The sequence below is a fragment of the Pseudomonas aestuarii genome, from assembly GCF_027988105.1.
GTDB classification, from domain to species: Bacteria; Pseudomonadota; Gammaproteobacteria; order Pseudomonadales; family Pseudomonadaceae; genus Aquipseudomonas; species Aquipseudomonas aestuarii.
Map to the genome: position 1 here is coordinate 159,567 of NZ_JAQJZJ010000005.1, position 18,718 is coordinate 178,284.

The following is an 18,718-nucleotide window of genomic DNA, read 5'->3' on the forward strand; positions in this document are numbered from 1 at the left end:
CAGTTGTAGAGCCTTGAGAGCTCTGCGCCACCTGGTCATTAACAATGATTCGAGTAGGACGATCACGTCTGGCACTGCCGATCATTGTCCTGTGGATGACCGCTTCATGCCCTGAGGAAGTCAGCCTGGCTGGTCCCTGATGCAAAGTCGGGCTGCCTGCTGCGGCAGTGGCCAATGTGCACGCCTTCTGGGCGTGCGACTTTGCTGATGCGATTGAGTCAGGCGCAGCCCTGCAGCCAGTCGGCCAGGCGCATCAGCATGGCGTCGCAGCCGGCCAGCTGCGCGCAGCTGACGAACTCATCCGCCTTGTGGCCCTGTTCCATGCTGCCGGGGCCGCAGATCACCGTGGCGATGCCTGCCTCATGGAATAACCCGGCCTCGGTGCCGAAGGCCACCGTGGTGAAGTCCTGGCTGCCACTGAGCTGGGCCAGCAGTTGCGCCGCCTCGCTCTGCGGGCAGGTGACCAGGCCCGGGTAGGCCGACAATGGTTGGAATTCGATGGTGCTGCTGGCGCTGCGGGCGTGCATCTGCGGTAGCAGCTGGGTTTCGGCGTAGTCCAGCAGTTCATTGGCCACCTCTTGCGGATCGTCGCCGGGCAGCGCGCGCACCTCGAAATCGAACCGGCACTCGGCCGGCACTATGTTCAGCGCCCGGCCGCCCTGGATCAGCCCGGTCTGCACGGTGGAGAAGGGCGGCTCGAAGCGCGCATCCTGGTGTTCGACAGCAGTCAGGCGCTGGCCGATCTCGCCAAGCCGGTTGATCAACCGTGCCGCGTATTCGATGGCATTGACCCCCAGCGGCGCATAGGCCGAATGGCAGGCCGCCCCGCGCACGTGGCAACGCATGGCCAGTTTGCCCTTGTGGCCGAGCACCGGCTTGAGCTCGGTCGGCTCGCCGATCAGGCACAACACCGGCTTGTTCGGTCGCCGTTGCAGTTCGGCCAGCAGCGTGCGCACGCCGAGGCAGCCGACTTCTTCGTCGTAGGAGAAGGCCAGGTGAATCGGCAGGCGCAACGGCTGCGCGAGAAAGCGCGGCACGGCAGCCAGCACACAGGCGATAAAGCCCTTCATGTCGGCGGTGCCGCGACCATAGAGCTTGCCGTCGCATTCGCTCAGCTCGAAGGGCGGCAGGGTCCAGGCCTGGCCGGCCACGGGCACCACGTCGCTATGCCCGGACAGCAGCACCCCGCCGCGATCGCTGGGGCCGATGCTGGCGAACAGGTTGGCCTTGCTGCGCTCGGCGTTATAGTCCAGTTCGCAGGCCACCCCCAGCCCGGCCAGGTAGGCACGGATAAATTCGATCAGCCCCAGGTTGGAGTCACGGCTGACGGTGGGGAAGGCGACCAGTTCGGCCAAGAGTTCGCGACTGCTGAGCATGGATCTGACTCCTGATTGATGGGGGATGATGGGTTGGCCGTTTCGCGGCGCAACCCATCGTCTCGGCTGCTCATCTCACTCGTCACCGGGTACGCCGTAGCTGGGTGCACGGGTCGGGTCGAGGGCGCGGCTCACGTAGTCCTGCATCTGCGGCCGGTAGGCCTGCCAGAGCCGGTCCAGCTCGCCGATGGGGTCCTGTTCGGCCCAGTCGACGCGCAGGTCCACGAGCGGCCAGGTGAGGTCGTCGACCACCTGCAGCGCCGCCGAATGCACCGGGCCCGCCTCGCCGCCGGCGGCCATGGCGGCATGCATGGCGGCCAGCAGGCGTTCGGCGAGCAGGCCGGGGGTCTGCTCGAAGGCTTCGAGCATGGCGGCGATCACTTCGGGTGCGGACAGCAGGTTGCCGGCGGCCACGCATTGCTCGCCCGCCTGGGCGTTATGCACACCCAGGGCTTCGCTGCCGGTGAACAGCGCGCTGCGGCCCTGATCATCGAGTACCGCGACCTGGCGATACTGGCTGTAGCCGTTACGGCTCAGCGCCTGGTCGAGCGCCGCGGCCGGCTCCAGGCCGGCTTCGAGGGCGTCGAGAACCTGCGGGCCGAGGGCCGGCAGGGTGATGTTCTGGCTGGCCACCGCGCCAACCCCGGCGCGCAACCAGGGGCAGCGGGCGCCCACGGCAATGCTCGAGGAGCTGATGGCGATACCCAGTTGGCCGGTTTCGGCGCAGCGGCCGACGATGGAAAAGGTCATAAAGCCTCCTTGACGAAAAGTTCTGAAAGCGTCGCGAGCGAAGGCCAGACAAGGCGAGGGCAGTCGGGAAAAGCGGAGTTTGCTGGTGCAAATGAGCATTTTCCTGACTGCCCTCAACGCCGTATGGCCGAGCGCAGCGGCTTTCAGTCTGGGATGACCGCGATCACGTCGATCTCCATCAGCCACTGCGGCTGCCCCAGGGCCGACACCACCAGGCCGGTGGAAATCGGGAACACGCCCTTGAGCCACTTGCCGACTTCCTGGTAGACCGGCTCGCGGTAGCGCGGGTCGATCAGGTAGGTGGTGGTCTTGACGATGTGCGACAGGTCGCTGCCGGCTTCTTCGAGCAGCTGCTTGACGTTCTTCATCGCCTGCTCGGCCTGGGCCTGTGGGTCGCCAAGGCCGACCAGACGGCCCTCGAAATCGGTACCGACCTGGCCGCGCACGTACACGGTATTACCGGCGCGTACCGCCTGGCACAGGTCGTTGTCCAGGCTCTGGTTGGGGTAGGTCTGTTTAGTGTTGAACATACGGATGCGGGTATGAGTAGGCATCAACTGACTCCCTAAATGCTGACGGGTTGAATGGGCGAAGCATTGCTGGCGTCCGTCTCGGCCTGGCGCTGCGCAGGATCTCGATAGGCCAGGTAGGTGCGCTGCGTAGCGATATGACCGGCCACGTGCTTGGCGTCGTGCCAGACGCCCCAGATAAAGCTGGACCCGCGCCGCGACAGCCACGGCAGGCCGACGAAATACACACCGGGCTCGCTGGACACGCCGCGCTGGTGTTGCGGCTTGCCCTTGGCGTCGAAGGCGTCGACCTGCAGCCAGCTGTAGTCGACGGCGAAACCGGTGGCCCAGATGATCGAGCGAATGCCGGCCTCGGCCAGGTCGAGTTCGAGAATTGGCGTGGTCAGGCATTCCGGGTCCGGGAAGGTCGCGCGGGCTTCGGGTTCCAGCGGCAGGTCGAGGCCGTTGCGGGCGATATAGGCGTCGGCGGCATCGAGCAGCGCCAGGTAGTTCTCATCGCCGCGCGCCAGGTTAGCGGCCAGGTCAGGCTGGAAACTGACCACCCCCTCCTTGAAGGCTTTGGTCAGGCCCACCAGCTGCATGCCCTGCTGGGCCAGGCGGCGGAAATCCACGGTTTGTCCGCCCCGGGCACCGCTGACGGCGATGGTCACATGCTCCTTGCCCGGTTGCGCCGCCTCGGCATCCCACTCGCCGAGCACACCCAGCCACCAGCAGAAGTCCCGGTTGCGGTAGGCGCGTGGCGGCCGGTCGTGGGCGCCGACCGATAGGTACACCTGCTTGCCGGCACGTTGCAGTTCTTCGGCAATCTGCGCGCCCGACGATCCGGCGCCCACCACCAGCACGGCGCCCTCGGGCAGCTGCTGGGGGTTGCGGTACTCGGCGGAGTGGATCTGCAGCAGGCGCTGATCCTGAGGCGCGATCGGCGGGATCACCGGACGCTGGAACGGGCCGGTGGCCGCGACCACGCGATTGGCCTGGATCACCCCCTCGGAGGTCTCGATGGTGAAGCCAGGACGGTCGGCATTGCGGACCACCGACTTGACCTCCACCCCGGTGCGGATCGGCGCATTGAACTTCCTCGCATAGGCTTCGAAATACGCCGCCACCCGCTCTTTCGGGGCGAAGGCATCGGGCTCCAGGTCGTCGAATTCCAGCCCCGGGAAGCGGTCGTGCCAGGCCGGCCCATTGGCCACCAGCGAATCCCAGCGGCCGCTGCGCCAGGCTTCGGCGATGCGTTGACGCTCCAGCACCAGGTGCGGCACCCCGAGCTTGCTCAGGTGTTCACTCATGGCCACACCGGCTTGGCCGGCACCGATCACGAGCGTGTCTATTTCTGTTGTCTTGGCTGTCATGTCTGGGTACTTGGGCAAGGCGGTTTGATTCAGGTCGGTCATGGCGTGCCTCTGCTGATTCCGATCAGTGTTGTTCTGCTGTTGCGGCTGTCTGTGGGTCTTGGCCGCATTCTGTGCAGAACCAGGGATTGGCGAAATGATGTTTTTTGTACTCGCTGGCGAGGAAAAAACGTGCCCGTATGCCGAGCGCAGGGCCCGCCCGGCAGAAGGCCCGGGCTATAGGATTTTTAACGTCAGGGGCGACATATTGGCGAGGTTCGCAACCGTGCAGCGCTCGCTGAATCGGCCTCGCTTGCTGCCGCGAAGAGAAGCCGTGAACGCAGTGCGCCTGCCACCGCCCTGATTCGGCGGCGGAAGCACTGGCGTGAAAGCAAGTGAAATGGCTCTCTGCCAGAGGAGCCAGCAGGGCAGTGCATCAAGCGCGGCTCGGCAGCCCAGGGCCGTCTTGAATGACGGGAGTCGAGAACAGGGTTTCTACGGGCAAATGCATAACTCAGGGCTATGCATAACATAATAAATATACATTTGATAAATGCGAGGGCTGGGCGGATTCTTGTTTCGCGACGGTGACCAGGCGGTCAGCCAGCGTGATGTTAAATCGGCTTGTGGGTGAGAGCCGATTTCACAGCGAAATCCGCTTCTCAGAGGAAAACAAGATGAATAAGACTCTACGCTCCCTATTGCTCTGCGCCTCCTTCGGCGCCCTTCCATTCGCTGCCGTCCAGGCCAGTGATGAACCGACGTTGCGCCTCGCCACCGAAGGCGCCTATCCACCCTTCAACTATTACACCGCCGACGGTCAGCTGGCCGGCTTCGATATCGAGATCGGCAAGGCCCTGTGCGAGCGCATGCAGGCCCAGTGCAGCCTGGTGGCCCAGGACTGGGACGGCATCATCCCCGCGCTGCTGGGGCGCAAGTACGATGTGATCATCGCCTCCATGTTTATTACCGAGGAGCGCCGGCAGATGGTCGCCTTCAGCGATCCCTACCAGAAATCGGCGATGACCTTCGTGGTGGCCAAGGATTCCGAGCTCAAGGATTTCAGTCCCGCCGCGCTGGCAGGCAAGACCATCGGGGCCCAGGGTGCGACCACCCAGGCCGATTACCTGATGGCCATGTTCCCCGGTTCCGACGTGCGCCTGTATCCGACCCAGGATGCGGTGAACCTGGACCTGGTGTCCGGGCGTCTGGATGCCCAGGTCGGCGACATGATCCCGATGCTCGACTGGACCCAGAAATCCACCGATGGCAGCTGCTGCCGTCTGGCCGGCGAGCCGATCAGTGACCCGAAATATGTCGGCGAGGGTGTCGGCATGGCGCTGCGCAAGGAAGACGAGCCGCTGCGTCTGGCGCTCAATCAGGCGCTGGCATCGATCATCGCCGATGGCACCTACCAGGCCATCAACGACAAGTTCTTCTCGGTCAACCTGCTGACCCTGGAGCAGTGAGCCAAGCACGGCCCATCTGCTGAACGAGAAGAGGATCTGTTATGGACTGGCTCACCTACCTGAGCTTTGGCGACACCGGCTGGGGCGACGAGTTGCTGCAGGGCCTGGGGGTAACCCTGGCCCTGGCGCTGACCACCCTGCCGGTCGGCCTGCTGCTGGGCCTGCTGGTGGCGGCGCTGGCGCTGTTCGGCGGGCGCCTGCCGCGCACCCTGGCCCTGGCTTACAGCACCACCCTGCGCGGCCTGCCCGAGCTGCTCACCCTGTTTATCATCTACCACGGCGTGGGCATGGGCCTGAACGCCCTGCTGCGCTGGTACAACCCGGCGGCCGGCTATTTCGAACTGAGCCCCTTTATCGCCGGGGTGCTGGCCTTGGCCATGGTTTTCGCCGCCTATTCCAGCGAAGTCTGGCGCGGGGCCTGGCAGGCCCTGGACGGCGGCCAGCGCGAGGCAGGGCAGGCCATGGGCCTGCGCCGGCTGACCATCTTCCGGGTGATCGAGCTGCCGCAGCTACTGCGCCTGGGCCTGCCGGGGCTGGGTAACCTGTGGATCAACCTGCTCAAGGACACCGCCCTGGTCTCGGTGATCGCCCTCAGCGACCTGATGCGCATGGCCAATATCGCCGTAGGCAGCACCAAGAGGCCCTTTCTGTTCTTCCTCGTGGTGTGCCTGGCTTACTGGCTGGTGTGCCTGCTTTGCGAGTGGCTGCTGGCGCGCATGGAGCGTCGTGCCAGCCGCGGTTACCGCACGGGAGGGCAGGCAGCATGATGGATATCCTGACGCGCTTCTCCGGCCAGTTGCTGGCCGGTGCCGGCCTGACCCTGCAACTCACCGCCATCGCCGCGTTGCTGGCCTGCGCCCTGGCTTTGCCCCTGGCCATCGGCCGCTGCAGCGAACGTGGCCTGCTGCGCTGGCCGATTCGCCTGTTCGTGTCGTTCTTTCGTGGCACGCCGCTGCTGGCCCAGTTGTTCCTGGTGTATTACGGCTCGGGTCAGTTTCGCCTCGAGCTGAGCCAACTGGGGCTCTGGTGGTTCTTCCGCGACCCCTACTACTGCGCACTGCTGACCTTCGTCCTCAACTCCACGGCCTATCAGATAGAAATCCTCCGCGGCGGCCTGCGCGCCGTGCCCTATGGGCAGATCGAGGCGGGCGTCGCCATGGGGCTGTCGCGCTGCAACCAGTACCGCAAGATCATCCTGCCCAATGCCTATCGCATCGCCTTTCCGGCCCTGGGCAACGAGATCATCTTGCTGCTCAAGGGCAGCGCGGTGGTCAGCGTGATCACCCTGTTCGATGTGATGGGCCAGACCCGGCGCATCTTTTCGCAAACCTTCGACCTGTCCGTGTACCTGTGGGCAGCGTTGCTCTACCTGCTGATGACCAGCGCCTTCGTCTGGTTCTGGCACCGTCTGGAGCTGTGCCTGACCCGCCACCAGCGTGTCCGCCAAGCCCCATCCACCGCCACTGCGCCAGCATCAAAGCGGGTTTCCGCCGGAGTGTCGCCATGACTGCAAGCATCCCCCAGACCGCCGCCCTGCAGGTGGAAAACCTGCACAAATCCTTCGCTGGCATCGAGGTGCTCAAGGGCGTTTCACTGACCGCCGAGAAGCACGACGTGATCAGCATCATTGGCTCCAGCGGCTCGGGCAAGAGCACGCTGTTGCGCTGCATGAACCTGCTGGAGTTCCCCGACAGTGGTCGCCTGCGGGTGCACGGTGAGGAGCTTGAACTGACCCCCAACCACCGTGGCGTGCGCTCGCGGCGCTTTCAGCGGCAGATCGAGCGGGTGCGCTCGCGTCTGGCCATGGTCTTCCAGTCGTTCAACCTGTGGTCGCACATGACCGTGCTGGAGAACGTGATGCTTGGCCCCTGCCTGGTGCTCAAGCGCAATCGTATTGAGGTGGAGGCCCAGGCGAAGAAGCTGCTGGCCCGGGTCGGCATGCTGGAGAAGTGCCAGATGTACCCCGACTGCCTGTCCGGCGGGCAGAAGCAGCGGGTGGCCATCGCCCGCGCCCTGGCCATGGATCCCGAGGTGATGCTGTTCGATGAGCCCACCTCGGCCCTGGACCCGGAGCTGGTGGGCGAGGTGCTGCTGGTGATCCGCGAGCTGGCCGAGGAAGGCCGCACCATGATCATGGTCACCCACGAGATGCGCTTCGCCCGCGAAGTGTCGTCCAAGGTGGTGTACCTGCACCAGGGCCGGATCGAGGAGCAGGGCAGCCCGGAACAGCTGTTCAATGCCCCGCAATCGGACCACCTGCGCCGCCTGTTGGCGAGTCAATACTGATGTTTTTCAACAGCCTTGTTTAAGTGAGTAATAGCATGAGCCAAGTCGTCTCTCTGTACCCCTGGAAAAGACCGCAGCACCTCAATAGTGCCCACAATCAGCTGCTGATCGACGGGGTCAACGCCCTCGAACTGGTCGAGCGTTATGGCTCGCCGCTGTTCGTCTACTCGGAAAGCAAACTGCGCGATAACGCCCGGGATATCCTCGACAACTTTCGTCGGGTACACGCCAATACCCGGGTCTGTTTCGCCAGCAAGGCCTGCGCCAACCTGGCGGTGCTCAGGGTGTTCAAGGACTGCGGCCTGGATCTGGAGGTCAACTCCGGCGGCGAGTTCTACAAGGCGCAGATCGCCGGCTTCGCCCCGGCGCAGATGGTGTTCAATGGCGTGGCCAAGCAGGTGGTCGAGCTGCGCGAGGTGATAGGCGCCGGGATCAAGGCGATCAATGTCGACTCGTTGTCGGAGCTGGCGCGCATCCTCGCGGTGGCGGGGGAGCTGGGCCAGCAGGCCCGCGTCAGCCTGCGCATCATTCCGGAGATCCAGGGCGGAGCCGCCGCTGGCTGGCAAACCGGCACCTCGACCTCCAAGTTCGGCATGACCGCTGCCGAGCAGGCCGAGGCCATCGAGCTGATTCTTGCTCATTCCGACGCGCTGAAACTGGTGGGGGTGCATGCCCATATCGGCACCCAGATCACCGATATAGGTGTGTACCAGGCCGAGGCCAATTTCCTCATCGACTACGTGCGTCAGGTCAGCGAACGTCTGCCTTATCCGCTGGAGCATGTGAACCTGGGCGGCGGCTTCCCCAAGAACTACAGCAGCGCCCAGGAGAATTTCGACTCGGTAGCGCCGCATTACTGCGCCAACTACCGCACCGAGATCGACTTCGCCCAGCTCGCCGAGCACCTGATCAGGCCGGTGTCCCAGGCGCTGGGCGAGCAGATCGAGCTGATCGTCGAACCGGGGCGCAGCATGGTCAGCGACACCGCCCTTCTGCTGACCCGTATCGAGGCCCACAAGGAGCGCCAGGGTCGTCCGGTGTTCTACCTGGACGCCGGCTACAGCGTGCTGTTCGACCTGTATAGCGGCTGGTACTTCCACATGCTCAACGCCTCCCGCGCCGACGATCCGGACACCCATCACTGCCGTATGGCCGGGCCACTGTGCGACAGCAGCGACACCTATTACGACATCGAAGGCGAGGGTGCGGTGACGGATCTGCTCGCCGAGGAGCCGATCCTGGCCCAGCATCGCGCCGCGCTGGAGCGGGTGCTGGTGCACCAGCCCAACCTGCGCGAACTGCCGGCGGCCACCGCCATGGGCGATGTGATCGCCTTGCTGGACGTGGGGGCCTACGCCCTGGAGATGATGAGTCAGTACTGTGGTCGCCAGTCCGCCGCCGCGGTGCTGGTGGACCTGCGCCAAGGCAGCCGGCTGATCCGCCGCCGTGGCGAATACCGCGACCTGCTGACCCATGATCTGGACTGAGGTGCGCTCTGCCATGCCCCGGGTTAGCAGGCTTGCGCTCGGGGCGCTGCACGGTGCACTGTTGCCCCCGAAGTGGCCGGGATGACGGCCTGCCTGGGAGAGCTACCGATCATGCTGTCGCCCCGCGAGCGTTTGCTGCGCAACCTGGACTGGAACCTGATGTACACCTTTCTGGTGATAGTCGAGGAGAGCAGCATCACCGGCGCGGCGCGCAAGCTGTCGCTCAGCCAACCCAGCGTCAGCAATGCCCTGAAACGTCTGGAAGAACACCTGGGCATGCGCCTGATCCAGCGCAAGAAGGGCATGTTCTCCCTGACCGAACAGGGCTTGCGGGTCTACGAGTACATTTCCTCGGCCGGCAGCATCATCGGCAAGATGGCCGAGCAATACGCCGGCGAGGCCGGCGCGGTGCTCGGCGAACTGCATGTGCAGGTCGCCAGCCATGTCAGCTGTCAGCCCTTCGACGACAGTCTGGCGCAGTTCAATCGTCTCTATCCCAATGTGCTGATCAGCCTCAGCTCCCAGCCCAGCGCCGATATAGTCGACGCGGTGGCCCGGGGTAGTCTGCATATCGGCATCAGCAACAAGAAGACCGCCCAGACCGGTCTGCACTTCGACCTGCTCGGCTACGAGCAGATGGCCTTCTACTGCGGCCCGCGCCATCCACTGTTTGCCCGCGAGGACCTGACTGCGGCGGACCTGCGCGGTCTGGCCTATGTCTCCTTCGAGAGCGACCAGCCCGGCGAGGGCCTCAGTGCGGTCAACTCGGTGCGAACCGAGCAGCAGTTCTGGGGCCGCCTGGTGGCGGTATCGCCCAACGAGGAGGAGGTGCGGCGGCTGATCCTCGCCGGCCTCGGCTTCGGGGCCCTGACGGTGGAGGGGGCCAAACCCTTCGTGGCGCAGAAGCTGCTGTATCAGCTGCCGCCCTATGACAAGCTGCCGGTCAACGAGGTGTACCTGGTTACCCCGGAAAACCAGCTGCTCAGCGATGTGGAACAGCTATTTATCGGCATGCTCCGCGAGGCCACTGTGGCGGCCGTCAGAGAACGCTATTTCAAACACTAAGTAGTTGGTTGGGGTGCAGGTCGCGGGCTGCCAGTGAAAGTTGCGGCATCCTCAAGGCCCCAGGTTTCAGCGTGCCCACGCCATACCCTATGGGGCGGCCTATCGTCGCGCCGGTTGGCCCATGCCGCTTTGAGCGTGTAGCTGAGGTAATGCCACAGGTAGGCGGGACTTAACCCACAAAAAAGGCGAAGCCTGCCGGCTTCGCCTTGTTGCTGTTTCACGACACTGTCAGCGCTTGTGCGGTACCGGCGTGAGCAACACTTCCGGGGGCATTTCGCAGTTGATCTTGCGCCCCAGCAGTTGTTCGATCGGTGGCAGGGCGTAGGCGTCGTTTTCGCTGGCGAAGCTGATCGAGGTGCCACTGGCGCCCGCGCGGCCGGTGCGGCCGATGCGGTGCACGTAGTCGTCCGGCACTTCCGGCAGGGTGTAGTTGATCACGTGGCTGATGGCGTCGACGTGAATCCCGCGGCCGGCCACATCGGTGGCGACCATTACCCGGATCTTGCCTTCGCGGAAGCCTTCGAGGGTCTTGATCCGCTTGTGCTGCGGTACGTCGCCAGACATTTGCGCGGCGCTGATGCCGTCACGGGTCAGGCGTTCCTCGATGCGCCGCACTTCGTCCTTGCGATTGGCGAAGACCATCACGCGGATCCAGTCGTTCTGCGCGATCAGGTTGTACAGCAGCTTGTACTTGTCGCTGGAGGCGACCATGTAGACGTGCTGCTCGACGGTATCGCTGGCCACGTTCTCCGACTCGATTTCGACGATGGCCGGCTCGGTGGTCCACTGCTTGGCCAGGTTCATCACGTCTTCGGTGAAGGTCGCCGAGAACAGCAGGGTCTGGCGCTCGTTCTTCGGCGGGGTCTGGCGGATGATCTGCCGCACCTGGGGGATAAAGCCCATGTCGAGCATGCGGTCGGCTTCATCGAGCACCATCACCTCGACCATGTCCAGGTGCACTTCGCCGCGCTGGTTGAAGTCGAGCAAGCGGCCCGGGGTGGCCACCAGGATGTCGCAATGGCGCGACTCGAGCAGCTTCAGCTGTTTGTCGAAGTCCATGCCGCCGACGAAGCTCATCACGTTGAGCCCGGTGTATTTGGTCAGGTCCGCGGCGTCCTTGGCGATCTGCACCACCAGCTCGCGGGTTGGCGCGATGATCAGCGCGCGCGGCTCGCCCATGTAGCGTTCTTTCGGCGGCGGGGTCTGCAGCAGCTGGGTGATGATCGAGACCAGGAAGGCGGCGGTCTTGCCGGTGCCGGTCTGGGCGCGGCCGATGGCATCCTGGCCTCTGAGGGTGAAGCCAAGCACCTGGGCCTGGATCGGCGTGCAATAGGGGAAACCCAGGTCGTGGATGGCATGCATCAGCTCGGGGGCGAGCTTGAAGTCATGGAAGCGGGTCTTGCCTTCGGCCGGTTCGACCACGAAGTCTTCCAGTTTCCAGGTGTCCACCGGCTTGGCGGCACGCTGGCGCCGGGGCTTGACGGCCTTGGCGGCGGGTTTTTCTTGGTGGGCCACCAGCGTAGCTGGGCTGTCGCTATCGTTGGCCTTGTGCTGCGTCTTGGCCGTGCGGTTGGGTTGCTCGTGGTGGCTCTCGCCGCCACGGGGCGTGGTTGGCGAAGCAGGCGTGCTGGTTGGGCTGGGCTGCTCGCCCTCGGCTTTGCCGAACATTTTCTTGAGTGCTTTGAGCACGGTCATCTCGTCAATTGGTTAAGGAGTGAACTGCGGCCAGTGTAATGCAAGAAGCCGGCGCGGCGTAGTGCCATGGCTGGCCTTGTCCGCGGTCGCTGGATCCCGGCGGTTCAGTCTCCCGGCAGGTTGGCGAGCAGCAGGCGCTGCACGTTGCCCCCCATGATCGCGGCAATATCGCTGCGGCTGAAACCGGCCTCGAGCAGCGCTTCGGTCAATTGGCCCAAGCCGGTGACATCGAAGGGTGTGTGGACAGTGCCGTTGAAGTCCGAGCCCAGGGCGACGTGGTCGACCCCGACTTTGTCGGCGGTGTAGCGAATGGCCTTGACGATGGCCGCGACCGAGGTGGCGCACACGGCCGTATCCCAGTACCCGATGCCGATCACTCCGCCCGTGGCGGCGATGCCCTGCAGGTGCTTGTCGCTGAGGTTGCGCGGGCCCGGGCAGGTACCTTCGACACCGGTATGGGTGACCAGTAGCGGGCGCGTGGCCATGGCCAGCACGTCGTCGATCAGCGGGCGAGAAGCGTGGGCCAGGTCGATCAGCATGGACTTTTCTTGCAGACGATCGATCACCTGACGGCCGAACGGGGTCAGGCCGCCCTTCATCAGGCCGTGGGCCGAGCCACCGACTTCGTTGTCGAAGAAGTGGGTCAGGCCGGCGATGCGGAAACCGGCGTCATACAGGCGATCCAGGTTACTCAGCTGACCTTCGAGTGGGTGCAGGCCCTCGGTCGAGAGCAGCGCCGCAACCCGCTGTGGGTCTTGCTGCCAGGCCTGGACAAAGGCGGCCAAATCGCCCCGTGTCCTGATCAGGACCAACCGGCCGTCGCTGTTGGCGGCAGCCAGGCGCAGCTTCTCGGCTTGATACAGGGCACGTTGCAACAGGCTGTCCCAGGTCGCGCGCGGCCAGCGCTGGGCCATTGCCAGCAGGGTGATGTTGTCGCTGTCGGCGCTATTGCTCTGGATGTTCATGCCACGCGGGGTCTTGGTTACGGTGGAAAACACCTGCAAGGCGGCCCGCGCTTCGAGCATGCGCGGCAGGTCCGAGTGGCCGTAGCTGTGGCGTTTGAGCAGGTCACGCTCCCAGAGCAGCACATCGTCATGCAGGTCGGCGATAAACAGCTTGTCGTGCACCTTCAAGGCCGCTTCGCTGGCGGGATAGGGGGCGGGCGCCTCGACACTGTTCATGCGCCGGTCGAGCAGGTTGGGCAAGCTGAAGAAAATCCCTGCCGCAGTCAGTGCCAGCAACGGCAGGGCAAGCAGTAACGGGCGTGTGCGCATGTGTGAAGGTATCCGGCTGTCGTCAGGAAACGACTCTAACAGAGGCAGTTGCGGCCTTGTTGCTTGGCTGTGTAGAGCGCGCTGTCGGCCCGGGCGATCAGGCACTGCAGGCTGTCCTTCGGGTCCATCTGCGCCAGGCCTATGGACACCGTTACCCCGGGCAACATACCGACTGGCGAATAGAAGGAGGTGATCTCCTCGAGGCTCTGGCGCAGCCGTTCGCCGATGCGGCGGGCTTCGGTGGCGGCGATTTCCGGGAGGAGAATGACAAATTCTTCACCACCGAAGCGGATCAGGCTGTCCTTGGTGCGCAGCTGATTGCGCAGGGTGTGGGCCACCAGGCACAGGGCATAGTCGCCGGCGAGGTGACCATGTTGGTCGTTGAACGCCTTGAAATGGTCGACATCCAGCATCAGCAGACTCAGCGGCTGTTGATTGAAGGCGCAGCGGGTGCTTTCGCGTGCGTAGACATGTTCGAGCCAGCGGCGGTTGAACGAGCCGGTCAGGGTGTCGATATTGGCATTCTGTTCACTGTTGAGAATCAGCAGATTGCCCTGGCGCAAACGGGCGCAGAGCAGTTCGAGCAGGTTGCTCATCAGTTGCGGTGATTGCTGGAACAGCTTGACCAGGGATTCGCGGTGCAGGCGCAGCACGCTGCTCGGTTCGGTCGCCACCACATAGGCAGAAGGGTGGTGGTTGTCGATAAAGCTGATTTCCCCGGCGCAGTCACCGGCTTGCAGGGTGCTGATCGGCGGATTGTCCAGCGAGCCGAGGTAGACCTTGAACTGGCCTTTGAGCAGGAGGTAGAGGTGCTGGTTGCGGTTGAACGGAGAGAGGAGGATTTCGCCAGGCTCCAGGTCGAAGGTACGGACTTCCTTGAGCACCTGGTTGACGCTGCTGGTCGCGACATTATTGAACAGTCGCAGTTGGCGGACTTGCTGCAGGTCGGCCTGCCGTCGTGAAGTTCTCAAGGCGCGCGGCGTAGGTGGGGCCGGCTGAATAATGTGGTGGACATCGCAAACACTCCCTGTCGTATGGGCGAACACCAGCGCCCACACTATGCCTGTGAGGTGCGGCTGGCAATCCCCTGCAAAAAGTGTGGCTGATCAGCGGCGTAGGTTGTTGCGGGAGGCCTCCGCAGATGCAGTCCGTTGCACAGGGCCAAGGCAATGCGCCGTGTGCCCCTTAAAGCAGATTGGTGGCCTGGACAAGCCCGGGCACAATCCGGGAGATGCTCCCGGATAACCCTGGCGCTCATCCAGCTCGCTCAGTCGCTGCAGTGCAGCTGGATGGGCACCGCGAACCCTGCCAGGCGCTCGGTCACGGCCTGCTCCAGCTGGCTGTCGCGGCGTGGCAGATGGATGTGGGCGAGTTGGCCGAGGCGCTCGTCGTTGAGTACCTCGACGCGGATAGCGCTATCCAGTCCGGCCACCGCCCCCTGATAGACGCGCCGAATGGCATCGAAGCGCAGGGTCGGTTTAAAGGTTTTACCCACCGCTGTGACCGGGATGGCGTCGATGATCCAGACATCCTTGGGCACGGCGGCACGTTCGCTGATGTGCGCGGCGGCATGGGCCAGCAGTTCCCCTTCGCTGGCCTGGGTGCCGGGCTTGAGCTGGACATAGACCACCGGCAGTTCGCCGGCCTTCTCGTCGGGCTTGCCGACTGCGGCGGCCAAGGCCACGGCGGGGTGGCCGTGCAGCGCCTCTTCGATCATCTGCGGATCGATGTTGTGACCACCGCGGATGATCAGGTCCTTGCTGCGTCCGGTCAGCCAGATGTAACCGTCGGCGTCGATGCGGCCGAGGTCGCCACTGTTGAACCAGTTGCCGTCGACCCAGATGCCGGCGTTCTTGCCCGCTTGCAGGTAGCCCTTGAACACCGTGGCGCCACGGATGCACAGGTTGCCGATTTCATCTGCGGCGGCATCGCGCAGGTAGCGGCCCTGATCGTCGAGTACCTTGATGCTCACCTCGCAGTAGGGCATGCGCAGGCCGATCGAGCCGGCACGACGCTCGCCGGCTGGTGGATTGGCACAGGTGCCGCACGTGCCCTCGGTGAGGCCATACCCCTCGATCAGGGTCAGCCCGGTCTTGGCCTCGAACTGGCGGATCAGCTCCACCGGCATGGGCGCGGCGCCGCACAGGGCATATTTCAGCGAGCTGAGGTCGTGGCCGGCGCTGGGTACTTGCAGCAGGCCGGCATAGATGGTCGGCACACCGCTGAAGAAACTGACCTTGTGGCGCTCGATGATGCGCCAGAAGTTCTCGATCAGTGCGCTGTTGCGATAGCCCTGCGGGGTGGCCAGCAGGACTTCGGCCCCGCCACCGAAGGCCGTCAGGCCGGTGACGATGACGCCGTTGACGTGAAACAGCGGCAGGCCGCAGAGGGTCACGTCGCCGGGGGCGAAGCGGGTGACCAGGTTCATGCTGTAGGCCATGGCCACTTCGTTACCGTGGCTGTGTGGGGCCAGCTTGGGCGTGCCGGTGGTGCCGCCGGTGTGGAAATAACTGGCGATGTCATCGGGGTGGAAGTGGCGGCCGCTCTCCAGTCGTTCGGCCGGGCAGGCGGCGATCAGTTCGTCGAAGTCCAGCACGCCGTCCGGAAGCGGCCCGCGTTGCGCCTTGAGGGCACTGCGCTGTGGTTCGGCCAGGAGGTTGGCCATGTCCACGCAGATCACCGCCTTGAGACCCGGGAGTTGGCCGCGCAGCGACTCGACCTTGGCCCACAAGTCGGTGCCGGGGAAGGGCGCCAGGGTCACCAGCAACTCGGAGTCGGAAGCCTGGATCAGCTCGGCGATATGCTCGGGCTCGAGCATTGGATTGATCGCGTTGACGATGCCGGCCGCTTCGCCGCCCCAGATGGTGAAGTGGGTCTGCGGCAGGTTGGGCAGCAGGAATGACACCGCCTTGCCCGGGCGCAGGCCGAGGCGGTGAAAGGCGTTGGCGGTCTGGGTGATCTTGTTCAGCAGCTCCTGGTAATCAAGTCGATAGATCGGCTCGTCGACAGTGCCCTGGAGGATAAAGGACAGTGCCGCGGCCTGGGGCTGCGCCTCGGCGGTGCGGCGGATCAGTTCGTAGGTGCTGGACGGCAGGTGGCGTTCGGCCAATGGCGTGGCTTCGATCTGCTCGATATCGGCTAGACCGCAAATGATGGGTTGGCTGGTCATTTATTGTTCTCGGCTCGTGGCGTTTGCGTGCTCAGCTGCAGCGCCAGCCAATCGGCAATGTCGCGGATCTCTTCCGGCAGCACTTCGTGGGCCATCGGATAGTCACGCCACTGCACGCTGACGCCGCAGGCGGCCAGTTGATCGTGCGCTGTACGGCCCATGGAGGGCAGTACAACGTCGTCGAATCTGCCATGCAAGCAGAGTACCGGCAGTTGCTTTTGTGTATCCATCAGTTGCATTTCGTCACTGAAGGTTGGCGCATAGGTGGACAGGGCAATGACCCCGCCAAGCGGCCCTTGCCAACGCAGGAAGGCCGTATGCAGCACCACGGCGCCGCCCTGGGAAAAACCGACCAGAAATATCCGCGCCGGATCGATGCCGCTGTCGCGCTGTGCTTCAATCAACGAGATCACCTGTTGGGCAGATGCTGCCAGTTGTTCGCGATTGATTGCCCGTGCCGGGCTCATGGCCAGGATGTCGTACCAACTGGGCATGGGCAGACCACCATTGATGGTCACCGGCTGGGTTGGTGCCTGCGGCATGACAAAGCGCGTGCTGCGCAGTTGTTCTTGCAGGGCCTCGGCCACGGGCAGAAAGTCATAGCGGTCAGCCCCCAGGCCGTGCAACCAAATGACGCAGGCGTCGGCAGCGAGTGTGGGCTCAAGGATCAACGGGTCGCTCATGGGTAGCTCCAAGGTGGTGCAGTGCGCATGATTTAGTGCACCTGAAATTTCAGTGAGTGGCTATTCTGTGAAGAAGATGTCGCAAGGTTACAAGTTTTGCTATTGACCTGTACGTATCGTACTAAGGGCGAGCTTCTGGTACGGGCTTTGCTATAACCAACCGGGACTGATGCTGTCGCCCGGCACGGTAACACTGCTACTAAACCGGGTATGGAACAGACGGGAAGCCATTTGTTGGGGTTTCCACAAGACTCGCCAAATGCAGCTTGTTTGGCGATAAGCGAATCGCTATCCGTCTCTAGCCCATTCGACCAATGGGCAAGCGAGAGCTTTAATGGCCGATGGGACAATCGGCGGTTAGACTCGCGCTTAAGGTCCGATCCCCGGTTGATCGCGTTGCTGCCGACGCGATCGACGTGCCCCACAAGGGTACGGAGGTAGGGCCGAGACTCCAAACACAACAAAAGCAACTGGAGGTTTTAATGAAGATGGTGAAATCCACCCTGGCTATTCTGACTACCGCAACCGTTCTAGGTGTCAGCGGCTTCGTACATGCTGGCGCCACCCTGGACGCGGTACAGAAGAAAGGTTTCGTTCAGTGCGGTATCAGCGATGGTCTGCCTGGCTTCTCCTATGCCGATGAAAAAGGCAATTATTTTGGCCTCGACGTCGATGTATGCCGCGCAGTGGCAGCCGCCATGTTTGGTGATGCGACCAAGGTCAAATTCAGCCCGCTGACTGCCAAGGAGCGCTTCACCGCGCTGCAATCCGGCGAAGTCGATGTGCTCTCGCGCAACACCACTTGGACCAGTTCGCGCGACTCCGGTCTGGGCTTGAACTTCACCGGCGTCAATTATTACGACGGTCAGGGCTTCCTGGTTAACAAGAAACTCGGCGTTACCAGTGCCAAGGAGCTCGACGGCGCGACCGTGTGCATCCAGGCCGGTACCACCACCGAACTGAACCTGTCCGACTACTTCCGCTCGAACGGCATGTCGTACACCCCAATCACTTACGACACCTCCGACGAGAGCGCTACCTCGCTGGAATCCGGCCGTTGCGACGTGCTGACTTCCGACCAGTCGCAACTCTATGCCCAGCGCATCAAGCTGTCTGCGCCGCTGGACTATGTGGTACTGCCTGAGGTGATCTCGAAAGAGCCGCTGGGCCCGGTTGTGCGCCAGGGTGATGACGAGTGGTTCAACATCGTGCGTTGGAGCCTGTTCGCCATGGTCAACGCCGAAGAGTTGGGCATCACCTCGAAAAATGTCGACGAAGTGGCTAAAACCACCAAGAACCCGGATGTTGCCCGTCTGCTGGGCGTCGAGGGTGAGTTTGGCAAGGATCTGAAACTGCCGAAAGACTGGGCGGTACAGATCGTCAAGCAAGTCGGCAACTACGGCGAGAGCTTCGACCGCAACGTTGGCGCAGGCAGCGATCTGAAGATCGAGCGCGGCCTTAACGCCCTGTGGAACAAAGGTGGTCTGCAATACGCACCCCCAGTGCGCTGATCGTCTTTGCCGAAACCCTGTCCTGGGGTTTCGGCATGTTCTAGATGACGTGACCTCCATGCCCGCCAGAGCGGGAGTGGAGGTTCCAAGAG

16 protein-coding genes are annotated in these 18,718 nt (G+C 63.6%); 7 read left to right on the plus strand and 9 right to left on the minus strand.

What is annotated here, in order from left to right; genetic code table 11:
* Positions 1-218: 218 nt before the first annotated feature.
* The 4 genes from argE to PH586_RS12555 all read right to left on the minus strand — a co-directional run bounded on the left by argE (position 219) and on the right by PH586_RS12555 (position 4,050).
* Positions 219-1,376, minus strand: a complete 1,158-nt coding sequence (gene argE / locus PH586_RS12540; protein WP_271348098.1) for an acetylornithine deacetylase — start codon at positions 1,374-1,376, stop codon at positions 219-221.
* Positions 1,377-1,451: 75 nt separating this feature from the next.
* Positions 1,452-2,126, minus strand: coding sequence for a DUF1028 domain-containing protein (locus PH586_RS12545; RefSeq protein WP_271348099.1), 675 nt, complete (start codon positions 2,124-2,126; stop codon positions 1,452-1,454).
* 143 nt (positions 2,127-2,269) lie between these two features.
* A complete protein-coding gene (locus PH586_RS12550; protein WP_271348100.1) occupies positions 2,270-2,680 on the minus strand; it encodes a RidA family protein in 411 nt (136 codons plus the stop codon).
* 11 nt (positions 2,681-2,691) lie between these two features.
* Positions 2,692-4,050 (minus strand): flavin-containing monooxygenase, encoded by a 1,359-nt coding sequence (locus PH586_RS12555; RefSeq protein WP_271348101.1) that lies wholly within the window; start codon positions 4,048-4,050, stop codon positions 2,692-2,694.
* A gap of 614 nt (positions 4,051-4,664) precedes the next feature.
* On the opposite strand from PH586_RS12555, the gene PH586_RS12560 reads away from it, so the two are divergent.
* From PH586_RS12560 to PH586_RS12585, 6 genes are all read left to right on the plus strand, one after another.
* A complete protein-coding gene (locus tag PH586_RS12560) occupies positions 4,665-5,456 on the plus strand; it encodes an ABC transporter substrate-binding protein (RefSeq protein ID WP_271348102.1) in 792 nt (263 codons plus the stop codon).
* Between the two features lie 41 nt (positions 5,457-5,497).
* Positions 5,498-6,223, plus strand: a complete 726-nt coding sequence (locus tag PH586_RS12565; protein ID WP_271348103.1) for an ABC transporter permease — start codon at positions 5,498-5,500, stop codon at positions 6,221-6,223.
* Positions 6,220-6,963 (plus strand): ABC transporter permease, encoded by a 744-nt coding sequence (locus tag PH586_RS12570; protein WP_271348104.1) that lies wholly within the window; start codon positions 6,220-6,222, stop codon positions 6,961-6,963. The genes PH586_RS12565 and PH586_RS12570 overlap by 4 nt, the downstream gene beginning before the upstream one ends.
* Positions 6,960-7,742, plus strand: a complete 783-nt coding sequence (locus PH586_RS12575; RefSeq protein WP_271348105.1) for an ATP-binding cassette domain-containing protein — start codon at positions 6,960-6,962, stop codon at positions 7,740-7,742. Before PH586_RS12570 ends, PH586_RS12575 begins: the two co-directional genes overlap by 4 nt.
* Positions 7,743-7,777: 35 nt before the next feature.
* Entirely contained in the window at positions 7,778-9,229 is a 1,452-nt protein-coding gene (gene lysA, locus PH586_RS12580; RefSeq protein ID WP_271348106.1) for a diaminopimelate decarboxylase, read from the plus strand.
* 111 nt (positions 9,230-9,340) lie between these two features.
* Positions 9,341-10,294, plus strand: coding sequence for a LysR family transcriptional regulator (locus PH586_RS12585; protein WP_271348107.1), 954 nt, complete (start codon positions 9,341-9,343; stop codon positions 10,292-10,294).
* Between the two features lie 228 nt (positions 10,295-10,522).
* On the opposite strand, the gene rhlB is transcribed toward PH586_RS12585, so the two are convergent.
* The 5 genes from rhlB to PH586_RS12610 form a co-directional block, all read right to left on the minus strand.
* Positions 10,523-11,983 (minus strand): ATP-dependent RNA helicase RhlB, encoded by a 1,461-nt coding sequence (rhlB, locus tag PH586_RS12590; RefSeq protein ID WP_271348108.1) that lies wholly within the window; start codon positions 11,981-11,983, stop codon positions 10,523-10,525.
* A 110-nt stretch (positions 11,984-12,093) separates the two neighbouring features.
* A complete protein-coding gene (locus tag PH586_RS12595; protein ID WP_271348109.1) occupies positions 12,094-13,263 on the minus strand; it encodes a dipeptidase in 1,170 nt (389 codons plus the stop codon).
* Between the two features lie 35 nt (positions 13,264-13,298).
* On the minus strand, positions 13,299-14,234 hold the full coding sequence (locus tag PH586_RS12600) for a GGDEF domain-containing protein (protein WP_271348110.1): 936 nt from the start codon (positions 14,232-14,234) through the stop codon (positions 13,299-13,301).
* A 296-nt stretch (positions 14,235-14,530) separates the two neighbouring features.
* Entirely contained in the window at positions 14,531-16,432 is a 1,902-nt protein-coding gene (locus tag PH586_RS12605; protein ID WP_271348111.1) for an acyl-CoA synthetase, read from the minus strand.
* Positions 16,429-17,115: an alpha/beta hydrolase gene (locus PH586_RS12610; RefSeq protein WP_271348112.1), complete on the minus strand. Its 687-nt coding sequence runs from the start codon at positions 17,113-17,115 to the stop codon at positions 16,429-16,431. Before PH586_RS12610 ends, PH586_RS12605 begins: the two co-directional genes overlap by 4 nt.
* A gap of 482 nt (positions 17,116-17,597) precedes the next feature.
* On the opposite strand from PH586_RS12610, the gene PH586_RS12615 reads away from it, so the two are divergent.
* On the plus strand, positions 17,598-18,626 hold the full coding sequence (locus PH586_RS12615) for an amino acid ABC transporter substrate-binding protein (RefSeq protein ID WP_271348113.1): 1,029 nt from the start codon (positions 17,598-17,600) through the stop codon (positions 18,624-18,626).
* Positions 18,627-18,718: the final 92 nt, after the last annotated feature.

Excerpts from the sequence above, each read along its gene's own strand:
- PH586_RS12585 (WP_271348107.1), top strand. The coding sequence starts at position 9,341 with ATGCTGTCGCCCCGCGAGCGTTTGCTGCGCAACCTGGACTGGAACCTG.
- PH586_RS12605 (WP_271348111.1), bottom strand. The coding sequence starts at position 16,432 with ATGACCAGCCAACCCATCATTTGCGGTCTAGCCGATATCGAGCAGATC.
- lysA (WP_271348106.1), top strand. The coding sequence starts at position 7,778 with ATGAGCCAAGTCGTCTCTCTGTACCCCTGGAAAAGACCGCAGCACCTC.
- PH586_RS12615 (WP_271348113.1), top strand. The coding sequence starts at position 17,598 with ATGAAGATGGTGAAATCCACCCTGGCTATTCTGACTACCGCAACCGTT.
- PH586_RS12560 (WP_271348102.1), top strand. The coding sequence starts at position 4,665 with ATGAATAAGACTCTACGCTCCCTATTGCTCTGCGCCTCCTTCGGCGCC.
- argE (WP_271348098.1), bottom strand. The coding sequence starts at position 1,376 with ATGCTCAGCAGTCGCGAACTCTTGGCCGAACTGGTCGCCTTCCCCACC.
- PH586_RS12550 (WP_271348100.1), bottom strand. The coding sequence starts at position 2,680 with ATGCCTACTCATACCCGCATCCGTATGTTCAACACTAAACAGACCTAC.
- PH586_RS12595 (WP_271348109.1), bottom strand. The coding sequence starts at position 13,263 with ATGCGCACACGCCCGTTACTGCTTGCCCTGCCGTTGCTGGCACTGACT.
- PH586_RS12570 (WP_271348104.1), top strand. The coding sequence starts at position 6,220 with ATGATGGATATCCTGACGCGCTTCTCCGGCCAGTTGCTGGCCGGTGCC.
- PH586_RS12610 (WP_271348112.1), bottom strand. The coding sequence starts at position 17,115 with ATGAGCGACCCGTTGATCCTTGAGCCCACACTCGCTGCCGACGCCTGC.
- PH586_RS12545 (WP_271348099.1), bottom strand. The coding sequence starts at position 2,126 with ATGACCTTTTCCATCGTCGGCCGCTGCGCCGAAACCGGCCAACTGGGT.
- PH586_RS12555 (WP_271348101.1), bottom strand. The coding sequence starts at position 4,050 with ATGACCGACCTGAATCAAACCGCCTTGCCCAAGTACCCAGACATGACA.
- PH586_RS12575 (WP_271348105.1), top strand. The coding sequence starts at position 6,960 with ATGACTGCAAGCATCCCCCAGACCGCCGCCCTGCAGGTGGAAAACCTG.
- PH586_RS12565 (WP_271348103.1), top strand. The coding sequence starts at position 5,498 with ATGGACTGGCTCACCTACCTGAGCTTTGGCGACACCGGCTGGGGCGAC.